The organism is Streptomyces sp. NPDC048191 (genome assembly GCF_040652655.1).
Lineage (GTDB): Bacteria > Actinomycetota > Actinomycetes > Streptomycetales > Streptomycetaceae > Streptomyces.
Genome location: NZ_JBEZMO010000043.1, coordinates 21,730 through 43,437, shown reverse-complemented (window position 1 = coordinate 43,437; position 21,708 = coordinate 21,730). Strand labels below are relative to the sequence as shown.

General features: G+C 71.3%; 19 protein-coding genes and 2 pseudogenes. 14 read left to right on the top strand and 7 right to left on the bottom strand.

Annotation, left to right across the window (positions count from 1 at the left end):
- Positions 1-33: 33 nt before the first annotated feature.
- A complete protein-coding gene (locus tag AB0D93_RS38340) occupies positions 34-231 on the bottom strand; it encodes an AzlD domain-containing protein (protein WP_362130294.1) in 198 nt (65 codons plus the stop codon).
- Positions 232-580: 349 nt separating this feature from the next.
- Here AB0D93_RS38340 and AB0D93_RS38335 point away from each other — a divergent pair.
- Positions 581-1,368: pseudogene (locus AB0D93_RS38335) on the top strand (thioesterase family protein).
- Between the two features lie 83 nt (positions 1,369-1,451).
- On the opposite strand, the pseudogene AB0D93_RS38330 reads toward AB0D93_RS38335, so the two are convergent.
- Positions 1,452-1,676: pseudogene (locus AB0D93_RS38330) on the bottom strand (hypothetical protein); the annotation flags it as partial.
- A 110-nt stretch (positions 1,677-1,786) separates the two neighbouring features.
- Here AB0D93_RS38330 and AB0D93_RS38325 point away from each other — a divergent pair.
- Positions 1,787-2,395 (top strand): flavin reductase family protein, encoded by a 609-nt coding sequence (locus AB0D93_RS38325; RefSeq protein ID WP_362130291.1) that lies wholly within the window; start codon positions 1,787-1,789, stop codon positions 2,393-2,395.
- Between the two features lie 13 nt (positions 2,396-2,408).
- Here AB0D93_RS38325 and AB0D93_RS38320 read toward each other — a convergent pair whose 3' ends face one another.
- Both AB0D93_RS38320 and AB0D93_RS38315 read right to left on the bottom strand, forming a co-directional pair.
- Positions 2,409-3,170, bottom strand: a complete 762-nt coding sequence (locus tag AB0D93_RS38320) for a cache domain-containing protein (protein WP_362130288.1) — start codon at positions 3,168-3,170, stop codon at positions 2,409-2,411.
- 37 nt (positions 3,171-3,207) lie between these two features.
- Positions 3,208-3,948, bottom strand: a complete 741-nt coding sequence (locus AB0D93_RS38315; protein WP_362130285.1) for a GntR family transcriptional regulator — start codon at positions 3,946-3,948, stop codon at positions 3,208-3,210.
- A gap of 110 nt (positions 3,949-4,058) precedes the next feature.
- Here AB0D93_RS38315 and AB0D93_RS38310 point away from each other — a divergent pair, with 110 nt between their 5' ends.
- The 9 genes from AB0D93_RS38310 (at position 4,059) to AB0D93_RS38270 (ending at position 13,568) form a co-directional block, all read left to right on the top strand.
- On the top strand, positions 4,059-5,090 hold the full coding sequence (locus AB0D93_RS38310; protein ID WP_362130282.1) for an ABC transporter ATP-binding protein: 1,032 nt from the start codon (positions 4,059-4,061) through the stop codon (positions 5,088-5,090).
- A gap of 36 nt (positions 5,091-5,126) precedes the next feature.
- Positions 5,127-6,323, top strand: a complete 1,197-nt coding sequence (locus AB0D93_RS38305; RefSeq protein ID WP_362130279.1) for an ABC transporter substrate-binding protein — start codon at positions 5,127-5,129, stop codon at positions 6,321-6,323.
- Positions 6,324-6,326: 3 nt separating this feature from the next.
- Positions 6,327-7,220, top strand: coding sequence for an ABC transporter permease (locus AB0D93_RS38300; protein WP_362130276.1), 894 nt, complete (start codon positions 6,327-6,329; stop codon positions 7,218-7,220).
- Between the two features lie 21 nt (positions 7,221-7,241).
- The gene (locus AB0D93_RS38295; protein WP_362130273.1) at positions 7,242-8,057 is read left to right on the top strand and encodes an ABC transporter permease; all 816 of its coding nucleotides are present in this window, start codon (positions 7,242-7,244) and stop codon (positions 8,055-8,057) included.
- Between the two features lie 31 nt (positions 8,058-8,088).
- Positions 8,089-8,769 (top strand): maleylpyruvate isomerase N-terminal domain-containing protein, encoded by a 681-nt coding sequence (locus AB0D93_RS38290; protein WP_362130271.1) that lies wholly within the window; start codon positions 8,089-8,091, stop codon positions 8,767-8,769.
- 53 nt (positions 8,770-8,822) lie between these two features.
- Positions 8,823-9,104: a hypothetical protein gene (locus tag AB0D93_RS38285; protein ID WP_362130268.1), complete on the top strand. Its 282-nt coding sequence runs from the start codon at positions 8,823-8,825 to the stop codon at positions 9,102-9,104.
- A gap of 224 nt (positions 9,105-9,328) precedes the next feature.
- Positions 9,329-11,077, top strand: coding sequence for a carbohydrate binding domain-containing protein (locus AB0D93_RS38280; protein ID WP_362130265.1), 1,749 nt, complete (start codon positions 9,329-9,331; stop codon positions 11,075-11,077).
- Between the two features lie 162 nt (positions 11,078-11,239).
- Positions 11,240-12,121, top strand: a complete 882-nt coding sequence (locus AB0D93_RS38275) for a DMT family transporter (protein ID WP_362130263.1) — start codon at positions 11,240-11,242, stop codon at positions 12,119-12,121.
- 178 nt (positions 12,122-12,299) lie between these two features.
- Positions 12,300-13,568 carry a hypothetical protein gene (locus tag AB0D93_RS38270; protein WP_362130317.1) on the top strand — a complete coding sequence of 423 codons (1,269 nt, stop codon included), beginning with the start codon at positions 12,300-12,302 and terminating at the stop codon, positions 13,566-13,568.
- A 251-nt stretch (positions 13,569-13,819) separates the two neighbouring features.
- Here AB0D93_RS38270 and AB0D93_RS38265 read toward each other — a convergent pair whose 3' ends face one another.
- Complete coding sequence (locus AB0D93_RS38265; protein ID WP_362130261.1) at positions 13,820-14,305, bottom strand: carboxymuconolactone decarboxylase family protein; 486 nt, start codon at positions 14,303-14,305, stop codon at positions 13,820-13,822.
- 401 nt (positions 14,306-14,706) lie between these two features.
- Between AB0D93_RS38265 and AB0D93_RS38260 the strand changes: the two genes are divergently transcribed.
- Complete coding sequence (locus tag AB0D93_RS38260; protein WP_362130258.1) at positions 14,707-15,975, top strand: Tat pathway signal protein; 1,269 nt, start codon at positions 14,707-14,709, stop codon at positions 15,973-15,975.
- 31 nt (positions 15,976-16,006) lie between these two features.
- Here AB0D93_RS38260 and AB0D93_RS38255 read toward each other — a convergent pair whose 3' ends face one another.
- Positions 16,007-16,333 carry a hypothetical protein gene (locus AB0D93_RS38255; protein WP_362130255.1) on the bottom strand — a complete coding sequence of 109 codons (327 nt, stop codon included), beginning with the start codon at positions 16,331-16,333 and terminating at the stop codon, positions 16,007-16,009.
- Positions 16,334-16,978: 645 nt separating this feature from the next.
- Here AB0D93_RS38255 and AB0D93_RS38250 point away from each other — a divergent pair.
- Together AB0D93_RS38250 and AB0D93_RS38245 are read left to right on the top strand one after the other, a co-directional pair.
- The gene (locus tag AB0D93_RS38250; protein WP_362130252.1) at positions 16,979-17,971 is read left to right on the top strand and encodes a hypothetical protein; all 993 of its coding nucleotides are present in this window, start codon (positions 16,979-16,981) and stop codon (positions 17,969-17,971) included.
- A 105-nt stretch (positions 17,972-18,076) separates the two neighbouring features.
- Complete coding sequence (locus AB0D93_RS38245) at positions 18,077-19,723, top strand: APC family permease (protein WP_362130249.1); 1,647 nt, start codon at positions 18,077-18,079, stop codon at positions 19,721-19,723.
- Positions 19,724-19,762: 39 nt separating this feature from the next.
- Here the strand turns inward: AB0D93_RS38245 and AB0D93_RS38240 are convergent, their stop codons facing one another.
- The gene (locus tag AB0D93_RS38240) at positions 19,763-21,598 is read right to left on the bottom strand and encodes an arabinofuranosidase catalytic domain-containing protein (protein ID WP_362130246.1); all 1,836 of its coding nucleotides are present in this window, start codon (positions 21,596-21,598) and stop codon (positions 19,763-19,765) included.
- Positions 21,599-21,708: the final 110 nt, after the last annotated feature.

Genomic DNA, 21,708 nt, shown 5'->3' with positions numbered 1-21,708 from the left:
CCGCCACCCGTGCCGCGCCCGGGCCGGGTCGCTTCAGCGCGCGAAGACCGTACGGGCCGGCGCGACGTGCTCGGCGGTGCCGGCCAGGATGCTCAGCGGGGCGTTGCGGCGCCACAGGTGCATTCCGCCGGTCACGGCCAGGGCGGCCACGGGGGCCGGCACAGCGGTGTGGGCGAGCGGCAGGTCGCGCAGGCAGTACACCACCAGGATCACCATGATCCCGGCGGGCATCCGGGGCCGGAGGCACTCCGCGGTCCGGCTCGCACGCAGCGGGCCAGGTGCATTACCGGTTGCGGCCAGACGATGCGCCGCCCGGACCATGACCGTGACCGCTCCCCCGCGGTCAGCGCGGAGACCTCGTCGGACACGATTCCCGCGTGGCCGACGAGCACGCCGACGGCGATACCGAGCGGGACGAAGCCGAACCCCACGGAGTCCGAGTCACCGAAGGCGGCCCGCACATCGGAGGGCGTCCGGGGAGACGATCAAGACTGGCCCGTGAACCGGCGCGACAAAGGATGTACGGTGCAGCGACCTGCTCTGAGCCCCCGTCCATGGACGCCTTGAGGAGAAGCACCCGTTGGCCGCCAGTTACTTCGAGCGCATCGACCGCCGTCGTTACAAGCCCACCGCGCACGCGAGCGGCGCGTGGGACACCGACGAAATGCACTTCAGCCCGCTCGGCGGACTCGTGGTCCACGCGATCGACCAGTACCGCGCCGAACGCCCGTCGAACGGACTGCTCCTGTCAAGGATCAGCTTCGACATCCTGGGGCGCCTCGCCCTGGACGAGTGCGCGATCGAGGTGGAGTCGATCCGGCCCGGCCGCACCATAGAACTGCTCGAGGCGGTCGTGCGCATCGCGGACCGCCCGGTGGTACGGGCCCGCGCCTGGCTGCTGACCGAGGTGGACACCAGCGCCGTGGCCGGCGGGGCCGAGACGCGCCTCCCCCCGCCGGACGGACTCGCCGGCCACTCCCTGGCGTCGGTCTGGCCCGGCGGCCACTGCGCCTCCGTCGACATCCGGCCGGTCACCTCCTCGGAGCCCGGGCGCGGCACGGTCTGGATCTCCACGGACCGTGACCTCGTCGCGGTGAGCCGGCCAGTGCGGTCGCCTCTTATGTCGCCCTCGTCGACACGGCCAACGGCGTCGCGGTGCGCCGGCCGCCGACCGAGTGGATGTTCCCCAACGTCGACCTGACGATCCATCTGCACCGGCAGCCGACGGGCCGCTGGGTCGGCCTGGACACGACGGTCACCTTCGGCCCCACCGGCCAGGGCCTCACCAGCAGCGTCCTGCACGACGTCCACGGCCCGGTCGGCCACGCCCAGCAGGCCCTCACGGTACGCCCGTTGCCCGGCCGATGACCGCGCGGGTGCGGGGGTCGGCGCTCCCCCGCCGACCGGCGGCTCAGGCGTCGAGGTTCCCTCGCTCGGGCACCGCGGTGCCCGATCCCCGGCCGGTCCAGCGTCCGCGCCACCGCCGGCCATGATCCGGTGTCCGGGCAGTACCCCGTGGACTGGTTGCTCACCTCACGCACCGACCAGCGTCCGGCGTCCCCCCGAAAGCCGACCTCCTTCGCGCCCAGCACCGGCTCACCGCACGCACGGGCGACGTGCTCCGGCCGGCGCGGGGCGAGGGCGGCGCGCGCACGAGGGGTCAGGCACCGGCTGATGGGTGTCGGCTCCGGGTGGCACGGTCCTCGCACCCCGGGGCGGCGCCCCGTCGGTGAGCAACAGTGGGGCGGACGGCACGGCTCGCGGCGGTACCGCATAGCGTGCTGTCATGCGCGTCGACTACTCACCCGAGTCCCTGGGAACCGGGGCCTTCTACCGTTTGCTCACGGCCGTCGTCGTACCCCGGCCGATCGCCTGGGTCTCGACCCTCGCGCCGGACGGCGAGACGGCGAACCTGGCCCCGCACTCCTTCTTCACCGTCGCCTGCACCGACCCGCCCGTCGTCCAGTTCACGTCCGTGGGCCGCAAGGACTCGCTGCGCAATGTCGAGGCGACCGGCGAGTTCGTCGTCAATCTGGCCCCCGAGCCGCTCTTCGCCCAGATCAACGCGACGGCGACCGACTTCCCGCGCGACCGGGGCGAGTTCGACGCCGTGGGCGTCGAGCGGGAGCCGTCGCTGCGGGTGCGGCCACCGCGTGTGGCCGCGTCTCCGGTCGCCCTCGAATGCGCCCTGCACTCGACGCTGCGCCTGGGCGATTCGACGGTGGTTTTCGGCCGGGTCGTGCACGCCGCCGTCCACGAGGACGTGCTGGTGGACGGCCGGCCCGACATCCGGCGGCTGCGTCCGCTGTCCCGGCTGGGCGGGAACGAGTGGGGCACGGTCGGCGAGGTGCGCGAGCTGGCCCGGGTGCCGTACCGGCAGAGCGCCTGCGACTGAGCCGCCCGCCGCCTCAGGCCAGCACCAGGACGAGGGGCACGCCCCGGCACGGTACGAGGCGCATGCCGTCGTACGCGCCGGGCCGTGCGGTGCCGAGCACTTCGCCGAAGTCCGGGCCCTTGGTGAGGGAGCCGGCCAGGTGGGCGGGGTCGGCGGAGGCAGCGACCCGGCCCCGGGCGTTGACCAGGTGGGCAGGGCGGGGCAGGCGCCGCAGCAGGGGGAGGACGGCCGTCTCGAAATGCCGCAGGTACACGTCGGCGGCGGCCACTCCGGCGAACCGGCCCTGGACCTGGACGGGTTCGGAGAGGGTGAGGCTGTACTCGTCCGAGCAGAGGTAGTCGACGTACGGTCCGGCGACCGCCCGGCGACCGGTGTCGCGGGGCAGCGCGAACCAGTCCCAGTGCGTGTAGTCGGAGTACGCCGACTGGCCCGGATCGAGGTCGAGGAGGAGCGGGCGCACGTCGCCGTCGGCGCCGGACTGCCACCACTCCAGCCAGGCGGGCACGTCGGTCAGCAGGCCGGGGGCCGCCACGAAGCCGACGCCGGAGACGAGTTGCTCCCGGGTCAGGTGCACATGCAGTCCGGGGCGCAGGGCGGCGAGGTCGGCGCTGGTCGGCGGCCGGTCCTCGGCACCCACGCGGCCGAGCAGGGCCTCGGTGGCGGCGCGGGTGGCGGTGACCGTCTCGAAGACGGCCTCCAGGGCACCGCCGACCTGTGCGGCCACCCACGTCTCCGTCTCGGTGTCGAGGGTGGCGACCCCGGGGCTCCAGCCCATGGTGTCCTCCAGCGGACGGGAACCTGACGCGGCGCGGTCAGAGGGTGAGACGTACGGCTACGAGCCGCGCCGTCGACTCCCTGACGCACCGCTCGGCCAGCGTGCCGGCCGTTTCGTGGGCCCCATCCTGCACCGCGGAGATCACGGCACGGTGACGGTCCGCAACTTCTTCACGAAACGCGTCGTCGGCCAGGACCAGGCACAGCAGGACCCCGATCTCGCTCTGCAGGGCGACCTGTTCGCGGGTGAGCCGGGCGGACTGGGCGGCCGCCGCGAGTTCGACGTGGAAGCGGCCGTACAGCCGGCTGCGGGCTGCCACGTCCTCGGCCTGCTCCAACTCCTCGACTGTGCGGGAGAGTTGCCTCAGGTCCTCGGCTTCGGTGCGCTGCGCGGCGAGCCGGGCGGCGGCGCCGGACAGGGCGGCCCAGTGGTCGCCCAGGTCGCGCAGTTCCTCGGTGCTCCAGCCGCCGAGCCGGGCCCTGAGCCGGTCGTCGGCGGGGACTTCGGGGAGGGAGACGAAGCTGCCGCCGCCGCGACCCCTGCGGGTGGTGACCAGCCCTTGCTGCCGCAGGGCCATGAGCGCCTCGCGCAGGGTCACGGTGGAGACGCCGAGCTGTCCGGCCAGTTCGCTCTCGCCGGGAAGCTGCTCGCCCTCGGACAGGAGGCCCAGTTCGATGGCGTCGCCGATGCGGCGGACGACCGCGTCCACGCGGGCCCGGTTGTCCACCGGGCTGAAGACGGCTCTGCGGGCCCGGCCGTCCATCTCCTGCTGTCTCACGGTCACCACCTCGTGCATTGACTCAAGCTTTACCTTAAGGGGACCTTGAGCTTAGAACTATGACTTCATATGTTTGCTGTCAACGTTCAGCGCGCCAGAAAGGTTCCCCCATGGCGGGAATTGCGATCCGGCTGCAGGACCTGCGGAAGTCGTTCGGCGAGACGACCGCGGTGGCCGGGGTCGACCTGGAGATCCGGGACGGCGAGTTCTTCTCGATGCTCGGCCCCTCCGGATCCGGCAAGACGACGGTCCTCCGGCTCGTCGCCGGTTTCGAGACACCGGACCGGGGCCGGATCGAACTCGCCGGGCAGGAGGTGGCAGGCCTCGCCCCGTTCGAACGGGACGTGCACACGGTCTTCCAGGACTACGCCCTCTTCCCGCACATGACGGTCGAGCAGAACGTCGCGTACGGGCTGAAGGTCCGCAAGGTGCCGAAGGCCGAACGGCTCGTCCGCGCCCGCAAGGCCCTGGCCGAGGTCCGCCTGGAGGGCTACGGCCAGCGGCGCCCGGCCCAGCTCTCCGGCGGGCAGCGCCAGCGCGTCGCCCTCGCCCGCGCGCTCGTAGGCCGGCCCCGGGTGCTGCTGCTGGACGAGCCGCTGGGCGCCCTCGACCTGAAGCTGCGCGAGCAGATGCAGGTGGAGCTGAAGGCGATCCAGCGGGAGGTCGGCATCACCTTCGTCTTCGTCACCCACGACCAGGAGGAGGCCCTGACGATGAGCGACCGCATCGCCGTCTTCGACCAGGGCCGTATCGCCCAGGTCGGCACGCCGGCGGAGATATACGAGCGGCCGGCGACCCCCTTCGTCGCCTCGTTCGTCGGCACCTCGAACCTGCTCGACGGCGAGACGGCCCACCGGATCGTCGGCACCCCGGGCACGTACAACATCCGGCCGGAGAAGATCCGTGTCCTGAAGGAGTCCGCCGAGGCGGACGAGCCGGAGCACGCCACCGCCACCGGGACCGTCGCCGAGGTCGTCTACCTCGGCGACGCCACCCGCTTCCTGGTCGACCTCGACGGCGGCGGCCGGCTCACCGCGCTCCAGCAGAACCTGGAGACCTCCTCCGAGGACGTCGCCGCCTACCGCGGCACCCGGGTCCGCCTGACGTGGCACCGCCGGCACGCCGTCCGGCTCCCCTCCTGACCGCTCCCCCGCCTCTACGTCCCCCTGGAGAACGCCGTGCGTCCCACCCGTACCCTGCGTGTCGCGGCCTGTGCCGCCGCGCTGCTGCTCGCCGCCGCCTGCGACTCCTCCGGCTCCGGCACCTCGTCCGCCACCGGGCTCAACCCGCCGGACCTCAAGGCCCCGACGAAGCTGGGCAAGACCGAGGGCCAGGTCAATCTGATCGCCTGGGCCGGCTACGTCGAGGACGGCTCCAACGACCCGAAGGTGAACTGGGTCGGCGACTTCGAGAAGCAGACGGGCTGCCAGGTCCACTCCAAGGTCGCCGCCAGCTCGGACGAGATGGTCAAGCTCATGAAGACCGGCGAGTACGACGCCGTGTCCGCTTCCGGCGACGCCTCGCTGCGCCTGATCGCGTCCGGCGACGCGGCCCCCGTCAACACCGCACTCGTCCCCAACTACAAGGACATCTTCAGCGGGTTGAAGAACGGCGCCTGGAACTCGGTGAAGGGCCGGATGTACGGCATCCCGCACGGCCGGGGTGCCAACCTGCTGATGTACAACACCGAGCAGGTCAAGCCCGCACCGACGTCCTGGTCGGCCGTGTTCGACGACGCCGCCCGGCACAAGGGACACGTCACGGCGTACGACTCGCCGATCTACATCGCCGACGCGGCCCTCTATCTCAAGGCCACCAAGCCCGAGTTGAAGATCAAGGACCCGTACGCGCTCGACCAGAAGCAGTTCGACGCGGCCGTGGCCCTGCTCAAGCAGCAGAACAAGGACGTCGGCGAGTACTGGAGCGACTACCTCAAGGAAGTCTCCGCCTTCAAGAGCGGTGACTCCGTGGTCGGCACCACCTGGCAGGTCATCGCCAGCCTCGCCGCCTCCGAGGGCGCCAAGGTCAAGGCGCTGGTGCCGAAGGAGGGTTCGACCGGCTGGTCCGACACCTGGATGGTGTACAGCAAGGCCAAGCACCCCAACTGCGCCTACAAGTGGCTGAACTGGATCGTCTCGCCCAAGGTCAACGCCCAGGTCGCCGAGTACTTCGGCGAGGCTCCGGCCAACTCCAAGGCCTGCGCCGAGACCAGCGACAAGAACTTCTGCACCGTCTACCACGCGGCCGACGAGAACTACTGGAAGAGGATCGCCTTCTGGAACACACCCATCGAGCAGTGCCTCGACGGCCGTAGGGACGTCAAGTGCGTGCCGTACGCGAAGTGGGTGCAGGCCTGGACCGAGATCAAGGGCTGAGCCGTGGCGACCGACGTGACGACCGCCGCCGGCCGGGGAACCGTCCGGCGGCTCGCCGGAGGCCTGCACCGCAGACCCCGGCTACGGCTGGCCCTCCTGCTCACCGCCCCGCTGCTGTGGCTCGCCGTCCTCTACCTCGGCTCGCTGGCGGTCCTGTTCGTCTCCGCCTTCTGGACGACGAACTCCTTCACCTCGCAGGTGGTGAAGGTCTGGTCGACGGACAACTTCCACGAGCTGTTCACCACGCCCGTCTTCCGTCAGGTGATCCTACGCAGTGTCGGCGTGGCGCTCGCCGTGACCGTGCTGTGCGCGCTGATCGCCTTCCCGGTCGCCTTCTACACGGCGCGCGTGGCCCGGCCGAAGTGGCGCCCGCTGCTCGTGGTGGCCATCCTCACCCCGCTGTGGGCGAGTTACCTGGTCAAGGTGTACGCCTGGCGGCTCATCCTGTCCCGGGGCGGCCTCGCCGACTGGATGCTGGCACCGTTCGGCCTGAGCGGCCCCGGCTACGGCCTGCCCGCCACGGTCCTCACCCTGACGTACCTGTGGCTGCCGTACATGGTGCTGCCGATCCACACGGCCCTCGAACAGCTGCCGGCCAGTCTGCTCGACGCCTCGGCCGACCTCGGCGCGCGGGCCGGGCGGACGTTCCGCTCGGTGGTGCTGCCGATGGTGCTGCCGTCGGTCGCGGCCGGCTCGGTGTTCACCTTCTCGCTCAGCCTCGGCGACTACATCACGGTGCAGATCGTCGGCGGCAAGACCCAGCTCATCGGCAACCTCGTGTACTCCAACATCGAACTGAACCTGCCCATGGCCGCCGCGCTCGGGACCGTACCCGTCGTCGTGATCGTCCTGTACCTGCTGGCGATCCGCCGCACGGGTGCACTGAACAGCCTGTAGGACCTGGAGGAGAAGAGCGCCATGCATCTCAGCCGCACCGCGCGCATCGCCCTGCGCGCCGGCGCCGGGCTCGGTTTCGCGGTGATCTACGTCCCGCTGCTGCTCGTCCTCGTGAACTCGCTCAACCCGGACCGCAGCGCGAGCTGGCCGCCGCCGGGGCTGACCTGGCACTGGTGGTCGGTGGCGGCGCACGACGCGGGTGCCCGGCAGGCACTGTGGGTCTCGGTGAAGGCCGGGCTCGGGGCGACCGCGATCGCGCTGGTCCTCGGCACACTCATCGCGTTCGCCGTGGCCCGGCACCGCTTCTTCGGCCGTGACACGGTGTCGTTCGTCGTGGTGCTGCCGATCGCGCTGCCCGGCATCGTCACCGGCATCGCCCTCAACTCGGCCTTCAGCACGGTGCTGGAGCCACTGGGCGTGGGGCTCGGGCTGTTCACGGTGATCGTCGGCCACGCCACCTTCTGCATCGTGGTGGTCTTCAACAACGTGGTGGCCCGGCTGCGCCGTACGGCCGCCTCGTACGAGGAGGCGGCCATGGACCTCGGCGCGACCACCTTCCGTGCCTTCGCGGACGTCACCTTCCCACTGGTCCGCTCGGCATTGCTGGCCGGAGGCCTGCTCGCCTTCGCCCTGTCCTTCGACGAGATCGTGGTCACGACCTTCACGGCGGGGCCGGGGATCGAGACCCTGCCCATCTGGATCTTCAACAACATGACCAGGCCGCAGCAGGCCCCGGTGGTGAACGTCGTGGCCGCCGTGCTCGTCCTGCTGTCGGTGATCCCGATCTACGTCGCCCAGCGGCTGTCGGCGGACACGGCGACGTCGAGCCGGGTGTGACACCCTGTACGGCGGACGCCAAGGGGGACGCATGGATTCCGGGAACGCCGTCGGTCCGGCGCGGGTGCTGCGCGCGGCGTACGAGGCCGCCTCGGCGGTCGTCGCGGACCTCGGTGACGAGGAGTCGTGGCTGCCGACCGCCTGCACCGGCTGGGCGGTCCGTGACCTCGTCTTCCACTGCCTGCACGACGCCCAGCGCGCTCTGGTGGCCCTGCACACTCCGGTGCCGGAACCGGTGGACCGGGACGCGGTGACCTACTGGCAGGACTGGCGGCCCGGCACCACGGGTGCGGCGAGCGGCCGGCGCTGGGTACGGGTGAACGCGAGCATGTTCCTCGACTTCCGTCAGTTGCAGGGCCTGTATCTGGAGACGCTGGCGGCGGCCGTGCGGGCGGCGGACGCGGCCGACCCCGCCCAGCGCGTCGGCACACAGGGGCACGTGCTGACGGCCGGGGATCTGATGATCACGCTCGCGGTGGAGGCGACCGTCCACCACCTGGACCTGACCGTCCGGCTGCCGCACGCGCCCGGACCGGCGCCCGAGGGGCTGGCCGCGGTGCGCGCGACCCTGGACGGGCTGCTCGGCCGGCCCGCGCTCCCTCAGTGGAGCGACGCGCACTACGCGCGCGTGGGCACCGGCCGGGCAGCGCTCACCGAGGCCGAACGCGCTCGGCTGGGCGGGGCGGCGGACCGGTTCCCGCTGTTCGGCTGAGGCGCGGCGCGCCCACGCGGCGGCGCCCGCCGCCGGATGGAAATGTGCGCCCCATGAACAACCCACCCAGCATCAACAGTTACGTCGACCAGGTCACCGCCGGCCCGGGCGGGGCGATGACCGACGAGGCCGGCGTCATCACCGGCGACCTGACCGTGGCGACCATCCTGCTGTCCGACGGCCACAGCGTGCGCGTCGCCGTCCAGCCATCGGGCAGCGACACCTGGTACACCCTCGCCGGCGGCCCCGCTCCCGTGCCCGCCGGGCAACTCGCCGCCTATCACCGGGATCTGCTGGGCCGTATCCGCCGTGGAGGCGGAACCCGGGCCACCTGAGCCGAAGAGCGGTGGCGGGAGCGGCACCGAACCCGGTGCCGCTCCGTCAACTCCCGCATCGATGCGCGCCGTTGACTCCCCCATAAACGCGTAAAGGCCGGATCCCGCACCTTGACCGACACTTGGTCCAGACCAATTATGGCCTAGACCAATAGCCCGGCCGGGCCGTACAGCGCCATCCCCGCACGACGCTCGCCTGTCGTTCGCTATCCGGGAGTGACCCGATGACTCGTCCGAGACCCGTACGCGCCCTGCTCGCAGGCCTGGCCACGCTGGCCGCCTCCGCAGGGCTCGCCCTGGGAGCCGGGGGCCCCGCGCACGCCGCGACCCCGCTGCCCACACACGTCTTCGCGCCCTACTTCGAGGCCTACAACGGCGACAGCCCCGCCGCGCTCTCCCAGGCATCCGGCGCCAAGTACCTCACCATGGCCTTCCTGCAGGCCGACAAGAAGGGCTCCTGCACCCCCTACTGGAACGGCGACACCAGTACACCCGTCGCCTCCTCCGTCTTCGGTGCCGATTTCACCACCATGCGCTCGCGCGGCGGCGACGTGATCCCCTCCCTCGGCGGCTACGGCGCCGACAACGCCGGCACCGAGATCGCCGACAGCTGCACCAGCGTGGACTCCATCGCCGCCGCCTACGAGAAGATCATCACCACCTACGACGTCTCCCGGCTCGACATGGACGTCGAGGACAACTCCCTCACCGACACCGCCGGCATCGACCGCCGCAACCAGGCCATCAAGAAGGTCCAGGACTGGGCCGCCGCGAACGGCCGGTCGGTGCAGTTCTCCTACACCCTGCCGACCACGACGACGGGGCTCGCCGACAGCGGTCTCGCCGTGCTGCGCAGCGCGAAGAGCGCCGGCGCCAGGATCGACGTCGTCAACCTCATGACGTTCGACTACTACGACGGCGCCACCCACCACATGGCGACCGACACCGAGACGGCCGCGAGCGGACTCCACGACCAACTGGCCGGCCTGTACCCGGACCTGCCGGACAGCCGACTGTGGAACATGGTCGGTGTCACCGAGATGCCCGGCGTGGACGACTACGGCCCCGCGGAGACCTTCACCACCGCCGACGCCACCACGGTGTACGACTGGGCGGTCGCCAAGGGCGTCAACACCCTCTCCTTCTGGGCCCTCCAGCGCGACAACGGCGGCTGTCCCGGCTCGGGCGCCTCCGACAGCTGCTCCGGCATCGCCCAGGACACCTGGTACTTCACCCACACCTTCGCGCCCTTCACCGACGGTACGACGACCCCGCCGGCCAACGACTTCTCCGTGTCCCTCTCCCCCGCCACCGCCTCCGTCGCCCCCGGCGCGACCGCGACCGCGACGGTGAAGACCGCACTGACCTCCGGCGGCGCACAGACGGTCGGCCTGACGGTGAGCGGCGCGCCGAGCGGGGTGACCGCCTCCCTGAGCTCCTCGTCGGTCACCGCCGGCGACAGCTCCACACTCACCGTGAAGACCGGTGCCACGACGGCACCGGGCACCTACACCCTGACCGTCACCGGCACGGCGGGCTCGACCCGGCACAGCGCCACGCTCACTCTGACGGTCAAGGGCTCCGGCGGCACGGCCGTCCTCGGCAACGGCGACTTCGAGACCGGCTCACTCGCGCCGTGGACCTGTGACAGCGGGGCCGCGGTGGTCTCCTCGCCCGTGCACGGCGGCTCCCACGCCCTGAAGACCGCGCCCACCGCCTCGCAGACCGGCCAGTGCGCGCAGACCCTGACACTCGAGCCGAACACCTCCTACACGCTCAGCGGCTGGGTGCAGGGCCCGTACGCGTACCTCGGCGTCAGCGGTGGCGCGACGGCCAGCACCTGGTCCCCGTCCTCCTCGTGGGCGAAGCTCACGGTCCCGTTCACCACCGGCGCCTCGGGCACGGTCACGGTGTACGTCCACGGGTGGTACGGCCAGGGCGCGGTCCACGCCGACGACCTGACCCTGGGCTGATCCCCACCACTGCCCCTACCGTCGGGGCGGCCGCGGCCGAGCGGTCGCCCTGCCCGCGCGGCCCCGCCCTCGGCTGCCGGATCCGGCGGCCGGGCGCGGGCTTCCGTAGGCTGAAGGGACCGGAAGCTCCTCCGGGAGGCCGCCCGCAGGCAGGAGACGGTCGTGATCGAACTGGCTGCGGCGTTCGCCGTCGCGGGAGCGGCGAGCAACGCCGTGGGCACCGCCTTCCAGCGCAAGGCCGCGTCCACCAGCAGCCGCGGCGGGCTCCGGCTGCTCGCCGAGCTGGTGCGCCGGCCCTTGTGGGCGATCGGCATGTGCGGTGTCGTCTGCGCCGCACTCTTCCAGAGCCTGGCCCTGGTCAACGGCCCGCTGGCGCTGGTACAGCCGCTCTTCATCCTGGAGCTGCCGTTCGCCCTGCTCGTCGCCGCCCCGCTGATGCACAGGCGGCTGCCCCGCTCCGGCTGGTGGGGCGTCGGCGGCTGTGTGGTGGGCCTGGCCGTCCTGCTCCTCGCCGCCGCCCCGCACGGCGCCGTCGACCATGCGCCGCTCAGCCACTGGATCCCGGCCCTGTCCCTGTGTCTCGGTGGCATGGCCGCGGCCGTGCTGCTCGCCGGGCGGGGCCGGCCGCCGGCCCGGCGCGCCGCGCTGCTGGCCGCCGCCTCGGCCGCAGGCAACGCGCTGACCGCCGCACTCCTGAAATCGGCCAGCGGCACCTTCGCCGACCACGGCCTCACGGCGTTCCTGCGGACCTGGCAGACGTACGGCTTCGCGCTCACCGGCGTCCTCGCCGTGCTCCTGCTGGAGAACGCGCTCCAGGCCGGTCCGCTGGCCGCGGCCCAGCCGGCGCTGACCATCGGCGACGCCGTGATCAGCCTGGCCCTCGGCATCACCCTGTTCGACGAGCGGATCCGCACGGGCTGGTGGCTCGTACCGGAGGTGTGCGGTGCGCTGCTGATCGTCGTGGGCGTGCTGGTCCTCAGCCGGGCCGTCCAGCACATCACCGTGGTACCGGTCGCGGCCGAACAGCGGCACATGGCCACATGAGGCGGCGGTGCGCCGCAGGACCGACCGGGTGACGCAAGCGCTGCCGGACGGCCCCTTCGCACGCCACACCGTAGACGAATGACCGTTTTATACATTTATCCACTCTATGGTGCACGCTGTCGGAAGTCGGCCGAGGGGATGTACAACGCGTCGCGGCAGGACGCGGAACGGGATGGCGATGACGGATATCAGCCGTCGGCGTGCGGCGCGCCTCGGCCTCGGCGCCTGCCTGGGCGCGGCCGCCGCCGCGTTCGCCGCGTGCAGCGGGCACGACGGACGGGACGGCTTGTTCGGGTCGGAGCCCCTGCACGGGGCACCCCGGCTCATCGGGGACGGCTCGACGGCGTACACCGGACAGCAGCCGCACCAGCCGGCGCCGCCCGTGGCCCTCGAGCCCGGCGAGACGCCGCCACAGTTCGTGGTGTTCTCCTGGGACGGCGCCGGCGAGCTGGGCACCGGCCTGTTCCCGCGCTTCCTCGAGCTCGCCCGCGCCCACGGCGCGCACATGACCTTCTTCCTGTCCGGCCTCTATCTCCTGCCGGAGGAGAGGAAGCGGCTCTACGATCCGCCGAACAACCCGGTCGGCGCCTCCGACATCGGCTACCTCACCGACGCCCACCTCAGAGAGACGTTGAAGTACGTCCGCCAGGCCTGGACGGAGGGCCACGAGATCGGCACGCACTTCAACGGCCACTTCTGTGTCGGTCCCGGAACGGTGGCCAACTGGACACCCGAGCAGTGGCGTTCGGAGATCCTTCAGGCCCGGACCTTCGTCAAGTCCTGGCGCACACACACCGGTTGGCACGACGATCCGCCCCTGCCCTTCGACTACGACAAGGAACTCGTGGGCGGCCGCACCCCCTGCCTGCTCGGGCAGGAGAACCTGCTGCCGGTCGCGCGTGAACTGGGGTGGCGCTACGACGCCTCCTCGCCGGGCGGGCTGCAGATCTGGCCGAGGAAACGGGGCGGGATCTGGGATCTGCCGCTGCAGAGCATCCCCTTTCCGGGACACAGGTTCGAGGTGCTCTCCATGGACTACAACATGCTGGCGAACCAGTCCAAGAACTCCACCCGGGCACCCTCCTACAACTACCCCTACTGGCGCGCCCAGGCGGCGCAGGCGTACGCGGCCGGGTTCCAGCGGGCGTACGAGACGAACCGGGCGCCGCTGTTCATCGGCAACCACTTCGAGGAGTGGAACGGCGGCATCTACATGGACGCGGCCGAGGAGGCCCTGCGGCAGATCGCCGGCCAGGAGGACGTACGCCTGGTCTCCTTCCGGCAGTTCGTCGACTGGCTCGACGCCCAGGACCCCGGCATCCTCGCCAAGCTGCGCACCCTCCGGGTCGGCGAGAAGCCGGACGGCGGCTGGGCGGCCTTCCTGCGCGACGCCAAGCGTGTGCAGGACGACGAGGACACCGGCGACCGGCCCCCACAGGAGCGTTGACCGGCCCACCCCCGAGGGCTCATCCCGACTCGCTCGCCGGGCCGGCCACGTCGCTCCGGCGTCGACCGGCGTCGCGGCGGGCGTACACCTCGGTCTCCATCTTCCTGCGGGGGGGTCGGCGAGGGCGCAGTCCAGCATGGTCGCGGTCTGGCGGGCGTCGCCGAGACAGCGGCACAGGACGGGCCGGCAGGGCTCGAAGTACCCCGGTCAGGGCCCGTCTCCCGGGCGCCCCCGAGGGCGGGCGAGGGCCGTCACCGTTCCGGACGCACCGGATGCCTGCTCATGATCGAGACCCGGTTGAACGCGTTGATGGTGACGGCGACCCAGATCACCGCCGCTGTCTGATCGTCGGTGAGCACCTCCCGGGCCGCCGCGTAGGCGGCGTCCTGCGCATCGGTGTCCGCGGCGGCGGTGGTCGCCTCCGCAAGGGCCAGGGCGGCCCGCTCGGCCGGTGTGAACAGCTCGGTGTCCCGCCAGGCGGCCAGCACCCCGAGGCGGTCCGGGGTGTCGCCGGCCCGCAGCGCGGCGCGGGTGTGCACGTGCAGGCAGTAGGCGCAGCCGTTGATCTGCGACACACGGAGGTTGACCAGCTCCACCAGGGTGCGGTCGAGCCCGGCGTCGGCGGCGGTCGCCCGGACCGCCTCGGACGTCTGCACCAGCGCGTGGTACGCCTTGGGGCTCTGCTTGTCGATGAAGATCCGCCGCGTGGTGCCGGCCTGGACGGGACTGGTCAACATGAGCTCCTCGGGGTGCGGTCCGTGATCACCACCCTACAGTTGTTGAATATAAAACTACCATCCGGAGACGTGAGGGGTCCTGGTCACCAAGCACGGCCTCGTCGCCGCTCCCAAGTCCGACAACGCCGGCTTCGACGCGCTGCACGGCTACGTCCTCAACCGCCTCGTGCCGACGCACGGCGACTGGTGGAGCTCCTCATCACCGGCCTGCGCGCCGAACACACCGGCCCTGGAGCGGGCTGGGCCGCATCGACGGCATGTGAAGCAGACGCAACGGGCCGTCGGGCACGGCCCGTTGCGTCTGCTTCACGTGCCGCACGAACCCCTACGGATACCCTGAGGGACAGGATCGGGGCATTTCCCGGATGTGCGGGGAGCGGACGAGCCGTCAGGCTTGATCCATGACGAACCAGCTCCCGCGCCAACGCCGTAGAGTCACCGGGCGACGAGCGCTTGCAGCCTGTGCCGTCGCCGCGCTCTGCGCGCTGACCGCCGCTCTCCCCGCCGCCGCCGACACCGGGGCCTCCCCGGCTCCGTCGTCCGCCCGCCCGCTCTCCCTTCCCGCTCCCTCCGGCCGGTACCGGGTGGGGGAGGTGGACCTGCACCTGGTGGACCACTCACGGCCGGACCCGTGGCGTTCCGGGCAGGGCCGGCGCGAGCTGATGGTCAGTGTGTACTACCCGGCGACCCATACGGCCGGCCGACCGGCGGCCCCGTACATGCTGCCCGAGGCGGCCACCCACTTCGCCGACGTCACGGCGAACGGGTATCTCGACCTGCACGTCCCAGCCGGCAGGGCGGACTGGGCCCGCACCGTCACCCACGTCACCCGAGGTGCCCCCGTCGCCGCCGGTCGCGGCGGACGGCTGCCCGTGCTGCTCTACTCCCCTGGACTGGGCGAACCGCGCACCTGGGGCACCACGCTCGCAGCCGATCTGGCCGCCCGTGGCTATGCGGTCGTCACCGTCGACAATACCTACGAGTCGCCCGAGGTCCAGTTCCCCGACGGTTCCCTCGCCACGCTGACGATGCCCTCGGACGCCGACGCCTTCGTGCGCAAGGCGCTGGACGTCCGGGTCACCGACACCGGCTTCGTCCTGGACCAGCTCCAGGCGCTCAACAGCGGCCGGAATCCCGACGCGGACGGACAGCCGCTGCCGCGAGGCCTGGCCGGGGCGCTGGATCCGGCCGAAGTGGGCATGTTCGGCCACTCGATGGGCGGCACCGCAGCCGCGCTGGCCATGGACGCCGACCACCGGATCGGCGCCGGCATCGACATGGACGGCAATCTCACTTATCTCGACGGCTCGCTGATGCCGGTCGCCCAGCACGGCCTCGACCGGCCCTTCCTGTTCCTGGGCAAGGACGGCAAGACCGACACCGGACCCGGCTGGCAGGCGTTCAGCGCCCACACTCCGGGGTGGAACCGTCAGCTGACTCTGCTCGGCTCGGAGCACGGCTCGTTCACCGACGCGGAGGCGCTGGTGCCCCAGCTGCGCCTGCGGCCCTGCGAGCGGGCCGACGACATCGGCACCATCGATCCGGCCACCGCGATACGCACCAACGAGGCCTATGTCTCCGCCTACTTCGACCACTGGCTGCGCGGTAGCAGCGGCCGGCTGCTGGATGGACCGTCCCCGAAGTACCCGGACATGGTGTTCGTGAAGTGACCGCGGCCGCGTCGAGGCGAGAACAGGAACGTCACTGGGACGGGCAGGAGGGAGGGGCGTAGCGCGCCAGCTGGTCCTTCACCCACGGGTCGAACACCGCCAGGCGGTGCCGGGCGGCCGGGTCGAACATCGCCAGCTGCCCGGCGACCCACGGATCCATGCACGCCAGACCGCGGTGGCGGAGCCCGGTGTGGCCTGCGTGGCCGACGTGGTCGGCGTCCGCCGTCACCGCACCGGCGACGGTGTGTCCCATGGCCCCGGAAGCGGCCCCCGCGGAACCGCTTCCGGCGAGCAGCGCACCCGCGGCCAGCAGGGTGACGGCGCCGGCCGCACCCGCGTTCCGTATCAGCTTCTTCATGGTCAGCTCCTTTCCGGTAGATCCCATGCCGACCTCCCGGCCGGTACGGGCGTCTACCCCACGAGTCGCGTCTCACTCGTGCCCCAGGCTCATGCCCCAGGCTCATGCCCCAGGCTCGCACTCGGAACGCGGCCGGGGTCTCACCGGTACGCCGCCGGAAGAACCGGGTGAACACCGTGGCGTCGGGGAGGCGAGGCGGTCGCCGACGGCCCCGGCCGGCAGGTCGGTGTGCCGGAGCAGCCGTCGTGCCTCCAGTAGGACGCGGTCATCGGTGAAGGCCTTGGCCCCGGTGCCGACGGCCGAGCGGGTGGCCCGGGTCAGGGTGCGGACGCTGTAGCCGAGCGTGTGCGCACAGTGCTCGACAGGGTGGGTCCGGGTGAAGCGGCTCGACGGCGCGCTGGAAGCGCCGGAACGCCTCGCCGCCAGCTTGAAGGAACAGCGCAGCCGGCCGTCGGCGTGAGCTCCGACGAGGTGCCGGCCCTATCCTCGCTGCAGCCAAGAAGAAGCTGACACGACGTCATACGCGAGGTGAACTCAGGGCATTGGCGTGATAGGGCGTGGGCCGGATACGGCTGCGGCCGCTGTGCCGGTCGCGGCGGCGGGCTTATGGTGAGCCGTCATGTGCGGTCGCTCCGAGGGGAACTGATGGTGTCCGGGACCAGGATCGTGCGATACGCCGCCGTCTGCGCGGCAGCCCTTCTGCTCTGCGCCGGCCTCACCACCGCGGCGTCCGCCGACAGCACAGCGGCCGGCCCGAACCCGCTCGCCGACCAGCTGGACGCCTACTGGACACCGGCCCGCATGGAGGCCGCGCTGCCCGCCGACATCGTCAAGGGCACCGAGCCCGGCGCGTCGGCGGCGACCGCGTCGCCCGCGGTGGACGGGCCCCGGCCGGGCGAGTACATCCCGCCCAGCAGGAGCTTCGACGGCATCCCCCAGGCCGGCACGTTCTTCTGGACGGACGCCACCGGTACCGGCCGCACCTGCAGCGGTTCCGTCGTGCGCAGCCCAGGGCACGATCTGGTGCTGAGCGCCGGCCACTGCCTGAAGGGCTACGCGGGCACCTCACCCAGGCGCCATCTGGCCTTCGTCCCGCAGTACCACGACGCCCTCAAGCCGTTCGGGATCTTTCCCGTGCGGACCAACGGCGTCTACGTCCCGCAGCAGTACTACGACCTGGGTGAACACGCCGGTGCGGCGTACGACTTCGCCTTCGCGGTCACCGAGCCCAACCAGGACGGAACGCGCCTCGGGGACGCTGTGGGCGGGGTGCGGCTGCTCACCGGCACGGGCTACTACCACGCGCCGGTGCGGATGATCGGTTATCCGGCCGGGGCCGAGAAGCCCCTGGAGTGCTGGAGCCGGACCACCAGGTGGGACAGTGACGACCCGGCCGACCCGGGTACGTTCCCGCGCATCGCCTGCGACGCCTTCGTCGGTGGCACCAGCGGCGGTCCCATGCTCGTGCCCCTGCTCGGCGGATGGGGGGTCGTCGGCGTGATCGGCGGGTACCACACCGGCGGCAACACTCCGCAGATCTCCTACAGCGCCTATTTCGGCAGTGCCACCCGGGCCCTGTACGGGGCGGCGGTCGCCGGCGCCCCGCCCGCCGGACCCCGCGTCAGCACCGGTTCGTAGACGAGCGCAACCGCGCCGGGAACGAGTGCCTGCACGCCGGGCGCCATGACCGCGCCATCATGGCACGATAGTGATGCACATCACCCTACTGAAGGGGTGTCGGCCATGGCCGTATCAGAGGCGGCACCGGGTCCGAAGACCCGCAAACCCGGACTCCGGCGTGAGATCGGCTTCGTGGGGCTCATCTGGGCCTCCGAGGGGTCAATCATCGGTTCCGGGTGGCTTTTCGGCGCACAGGGCGCCCTGGCTGCCGCCGGGCCGGCGGCGATCATCTCCTGGGCCATCGGTGGTCTCGCCATCCTCATCCTGGCGTTGGTGCACGCCGAGCTCGGCGGCATGTACCCGGTCTCCGGCGGCACCGCCCGTTTCCCGCACTACGCCTTCGGCGGCGCGGCCGGCGCGTCGTTCGGCTGGTTCTCCTGGCTGCAGGCGGCCACGGTGGCGCCCATCGAGGTGCTGGCGATGATCACCTACGGTCAGCACTACTCGTGGGCGAGCGGCTGGGAGAAGGTCAAGGGCGGCGAGCACGTCCTGACCGCGACCGGCATCGCCGTCGCGGTCGGACTGATGGCCGTCATCACCGCCATCAACTTCCTCAGCATCCGGCTGCTGGCCCGCACCAACAGCGCCGCGACCTGGTGGAAGGTCGGCATCCCGCTGCTGACGATCTTCGTGTTCGCCATCGCCCAGTTCCACACCGGCAACTTCACCGCGGCCGACGGTTTCAACCCCTACGGGGCCAAGGGCATCCTGTCCGCGGTCTCCACCAGCGGCATCATCTTCGCACTGCTGGGTTTCGAACAGGCCGACCAACTGGCCGGCGAGAGCGCCAACCCCAAGCGGGACATCCCGCGGGCGGTGATCGGTTCGATCCTCATCGGCATCCTCATCTACGTCCTGCTGCAGGTCGCCTTCCTCGCCGCGCTGCCCGCATCCCAGATCGGCAGCCACTGGGCCAACTCCGCGTTCACGGCACTGAGCGGGCCGTTCGCCCAGGTCGCCACGCTGATCAGTCTGGGGTGGCTGGCCACGGTCCTCTATCTCGACGCCGTGATCTCCCCAGCCGGCACCGGCCTGATCTACATCACCGGCTCCTCCCGGGTCTCCTACGGCCTCAGCCGCAACGGGTATGTGCCCTCGGCGTTCGAGAACACCAACCGGCGCGGTGTTCCCTGGGTCGGTCTCATCACCGCCTTCGTGGTCGGCTGCATCTGCTTCCTGCCCTTCCCCAGCTGGCGTTCGCTCGTCGGCCTGATCACCAGTGCCAGCGTGCTCATGTACGCGGGCGCCCCGCTCTCGTTCGGGGTGTTCCGCAACCGGCTGCCCGACGCCCACCGCCCCTACCGGCTGCCCGGCGGCGGGTGGCTGTCGCCGCTCGCCTTCATCGTGGCCAACCTGCTGATCCTGTGGTCGGGTTGGACCACCGACTGGAAGCTCGGCGTCGCCATCCTGATCGGGTACGTCATCCTGGTCGCCAACCGGGTGTTCAAGATGAACCCCATCACCCCCCAACTCGACCTGCGGGCCGCGCAGTGGCTGCCGGTCTACCTGGTGGGCATGGGGCTCATCGTCTACCTCAGCGACTTCGGGCCGCTGAAGCACCCGTGGTTCCCGCTGTGGTGGGACATCGGGGTCACCGCCGCGTTCAGCCTCGTCATCTACTACTGGGCCATGGCGGTCGCCCTGCCCGGCGAACAGATCCAGCAACTGATCGACCAGGTGGTCGTCCCCGAGGAGGAGGACGTCCTCTGACGCCCCGGCAGGCTGTACGGCGGGCCCACCGGCCCGCCGTCAGCCCAGCCGGAACCTCTGGGCCGCGGAGCCGTTGCAGTCCCAGATCTGCAACCGTGTTCCGTTCGCCGTGGCACCACTGGGCGAGTCCAGGCAACGCCCCGACTGCGGATTCAGCAGCGAACCGTCAGCCTGCTGCACCCACTTCTGCCCACCCACACCATTGCAGTCCCACAACTCCACCTTCGTACCGTTCGCCGTCCCGTTGCCGTCGACGTCCAGGCAGCGGCCGAGCGTGCGCAGGGAGCCGTCGGCGTGGTGGTACCAGTGCTGGTCGACCGCCCAGGACTGGCAGCCCCACAACTGGACGGCCGCGCCGTCGCCACCGGTGTCGTCGGCGGCCACGTCGACGCAGGTGCCCCCCGGACCGGCGACCGGGGCTCCGCCGTCGACCGAGAACTTCTGGGCCGCGGAGCCGTTGCAGTCCCAGATCTGCAACCGTGTCCCATTTGCCGTGGCACCACTGGGCGAGTCCAGGCAACGCCCCGACTGCGGATTCAGCAGCGAACCGTCAGCCTGCTGCACCCACTTCTGCCCACCCACACCATTGCAGTCCCACAACTCCACCTTCGTACCGTTCGCCGTCCCGTTGCCGTCGACGTCCAGGCAGCGGCCGATGGTGGCGAGGCTTCCGTCGGCGCGGTGAGTCCAGTGCTGGTCCTCGGCCCAGGACTGGCAGCCCCACAACTGGACGGCCGCGCCGTCGGTTCCGGTGTCGTCGGCGGCCACGTCGACGCAGGTGCCTCCGGGGCCGGTGACGGTGCCCTGGGGGCCGTTGGGGACGTTCGTCTCACCCGAGTAGCCGACGGAGACGATGTTCGCCTGGACCGCGTTCTCGGCCGCGTCGCTCGGGTAGCCGGAGACCATCACGCCCTCGAAGAACGTGCCCATGTTCCAGTTGCTGTTGTCGCCGCCCGTGCCGAGGATGATGCCGCCCTCCTGGTGCATGGGCTGGTAGCCGCCGCGGGTGGGCAGGGCGCCGTCCCACCAGGTCGTGAGCCCGCCCGACCGGGCGTCGCCGCCCTTGAGCGCGTACCGCGTCTGCCCGTTGTTCTTCAGCACGGCGGTGACGAACGTGCTGCCGTTGCCCCGGTTGGCGGTGTTGGAGCCGTCGTCGCCCTGGAACATGCCGTTCTCCAGGTCGGCCTCGACCCAGGGCCCGGAGCCGGTGCACGGCGCGAAGTAGCAGGTGGTCGCGAGGCTGACCGCGTCCATGTGGCCGTTGCCGGTGTCGGCCGGGGTGCTCTCGGCGTTGCCGTAGTCGAAGCAGCAGGCCGATCCGACGTGGGTGCCGCTGGCCACCATGTAGGCGCCCTCCGGCTGCCCGTTGACGGCGACACCGGAGGCGGCACCCGTGTACCGGTAGCCGACTCCCGGTGAGATCCAGATGCCGTACGCCTTGTGCCCGCCGGCGGTGACGGCGATCTCGGAGGCGTCGGCGCCGCGGTCCGCGCCCATCCCGGAGGTGCCCGCCGGGCCCGGGGTGAGGTCGTTGTGCCGGGATGTCTGGTCGTAGACCTTGGTGATGGCACAGGTGGTGTCCGCGCAGAACGTGTCCTGCCGGGCGGCGTCGGCGTAACCCCCCGCGGAGAGCAGCCCGATGTCGGCGCCGGCTCCGTCGGAAGCGCGGGTGACCCGGTACAGCGGGCCGTCGTAGGAGGAGAAGAGGGCGCGCACGGTGCTGTGCGCGGCCACGCAGGGGGTGCCGGCACTGCCGTAGATGTCACAGGGCAGTGAGCCGGCGGCCTGGGAGGGCCCGGACAGGCCGAGCAACGCGCCCAGGACGAGGCCGATGACGGCCAGGAACGACGTGAGGGATCTGTGTCTTCCGCGCATGCAGGGCTCCTCGATGGGGGGCAAGTGCCTTTCGGATGGGTCGAGTTGGAGCGCCGGCGGCCGTTGCGGAAACGTACGCAAGCTGGTGGTTGCCGTCAAGATTTGTTGCT

What these genes read in the sequence shown, in the direction of transcription:
- AB0D93_RS38280 (WP_362130265.1), top strand. Translation starts at nt 9,329, where the DNA reads ATGACTCGTCCGAGACCCGTACGCGCCCTGCTCGCAGGCCTGGCCACG.
- AB0D93_RS38295 (WP_362130273.1), top strand. Translation starts at nt 7,242, where the DNA reads ATGCATCTCAGCCGCACCGCGCGCATCGCCCTGCGCGCCGGCGCCGGG.
- AB0D93_RS38290 (WP_362130271.1), top strand. Translation starts at nt 8,089, where the DNA reads ATGGATTCCGGGAACGCCGTCGGTCCGGCGCGGGTGCTGCGCGCGGCG.
- AB0D93_RS38265 (WP_362130261.1), bottom strand. Translation starts at nt 14,305, where the DNA reads ATGTTGACCAGTCCCGTCCAGGCCGGCACCACGCGGCGGATCTTCATC.
- AB0D93_RS38270 (WP_362130317.1), top strand. Translation starts at nt 12,300, where the DNA reads ATGACGGATATCAGCCGTCGGCGTGCGGCGCGCCTCGGCCTCGGCGCC.
- AB0D93_RS38240 (WP_362130246.1), bottom strand. Translation starts at nt 21,598, where the DNA reads ATGCGCGGAAGACACAGATCCCTCACGTCGTTCCTGGCCGTCATCGGC.
- AB0D93_RS38340 (WP_362130294.1), bottom strand. Translation starts at nt 231, where the DNA reads ATGCCCGCCGGGATCATGGTGATCCTGGTGGTGTACTGCCTGCGCGAC.
- AB0D93_RS38320 (WP_362130288.1), bottom strand. Translation starts at nt 3,170, where the DNA reads ATGGGCTGGAGCCCCGGGGTCGCCACCCTCGACACCGAGACGGAGACG.
- AB0D93_RS38310 (WP_362130282.1), top strand. Translation starts at nt 4,059, where the DNA reads ATGGCGGGAATTGCGATCCGGCTGCAGGACCTGCGGAAGTCGTTCGGC.
- AB0D93_RS38325 (WP_362130291.1), top strand. Translation starts at nt 1,787, where the DNA reads ATGCGCGTCGACTACTCACCCGAGTCCCTGGGAACCGGGGCCTTCTAC.
- AB0D93_RS38245 (WP_362130249.1), top strand. Translation starts at nt 18,077, where the DNA reads ATGGCCGTATCAGAGGCGGCACCGGGTCCGAAGACCCGCAAACCCGGA.
- AB0D93_RS38260 (WP_362130258.1), top strand. Translation starts at nt 14,707, where the DNA reads ATGACGAACCAGCTCCCGCGCCAACGCCGTAGAGTCACCGGGCGACGA.
- AB0D93_RS38255 (WP_362130255.1), bottom strand. Translation starts at nt 16,333, where the DNA reads ATGAAGAAGCTGATACGGAACGCGGGTGCGGCCGGCGCCGTCACCCTG.
- AB0D93_RS38250 (WP_362130252.1), top strand. Translation starts at nt 16,979, where the DNA reads ATGGTGTCCGGGACCAGGATCGTGCGATACGCCGCCGTCTGCGCGGCA.
- AB0D93_RS38285 (WP_362130268.1), top strand. Translation starts at nt 8,823, where the DNA reads ATGAACAACCCACCCAGCATCAACAGTTACGTCGACCAGGTCACCGCC.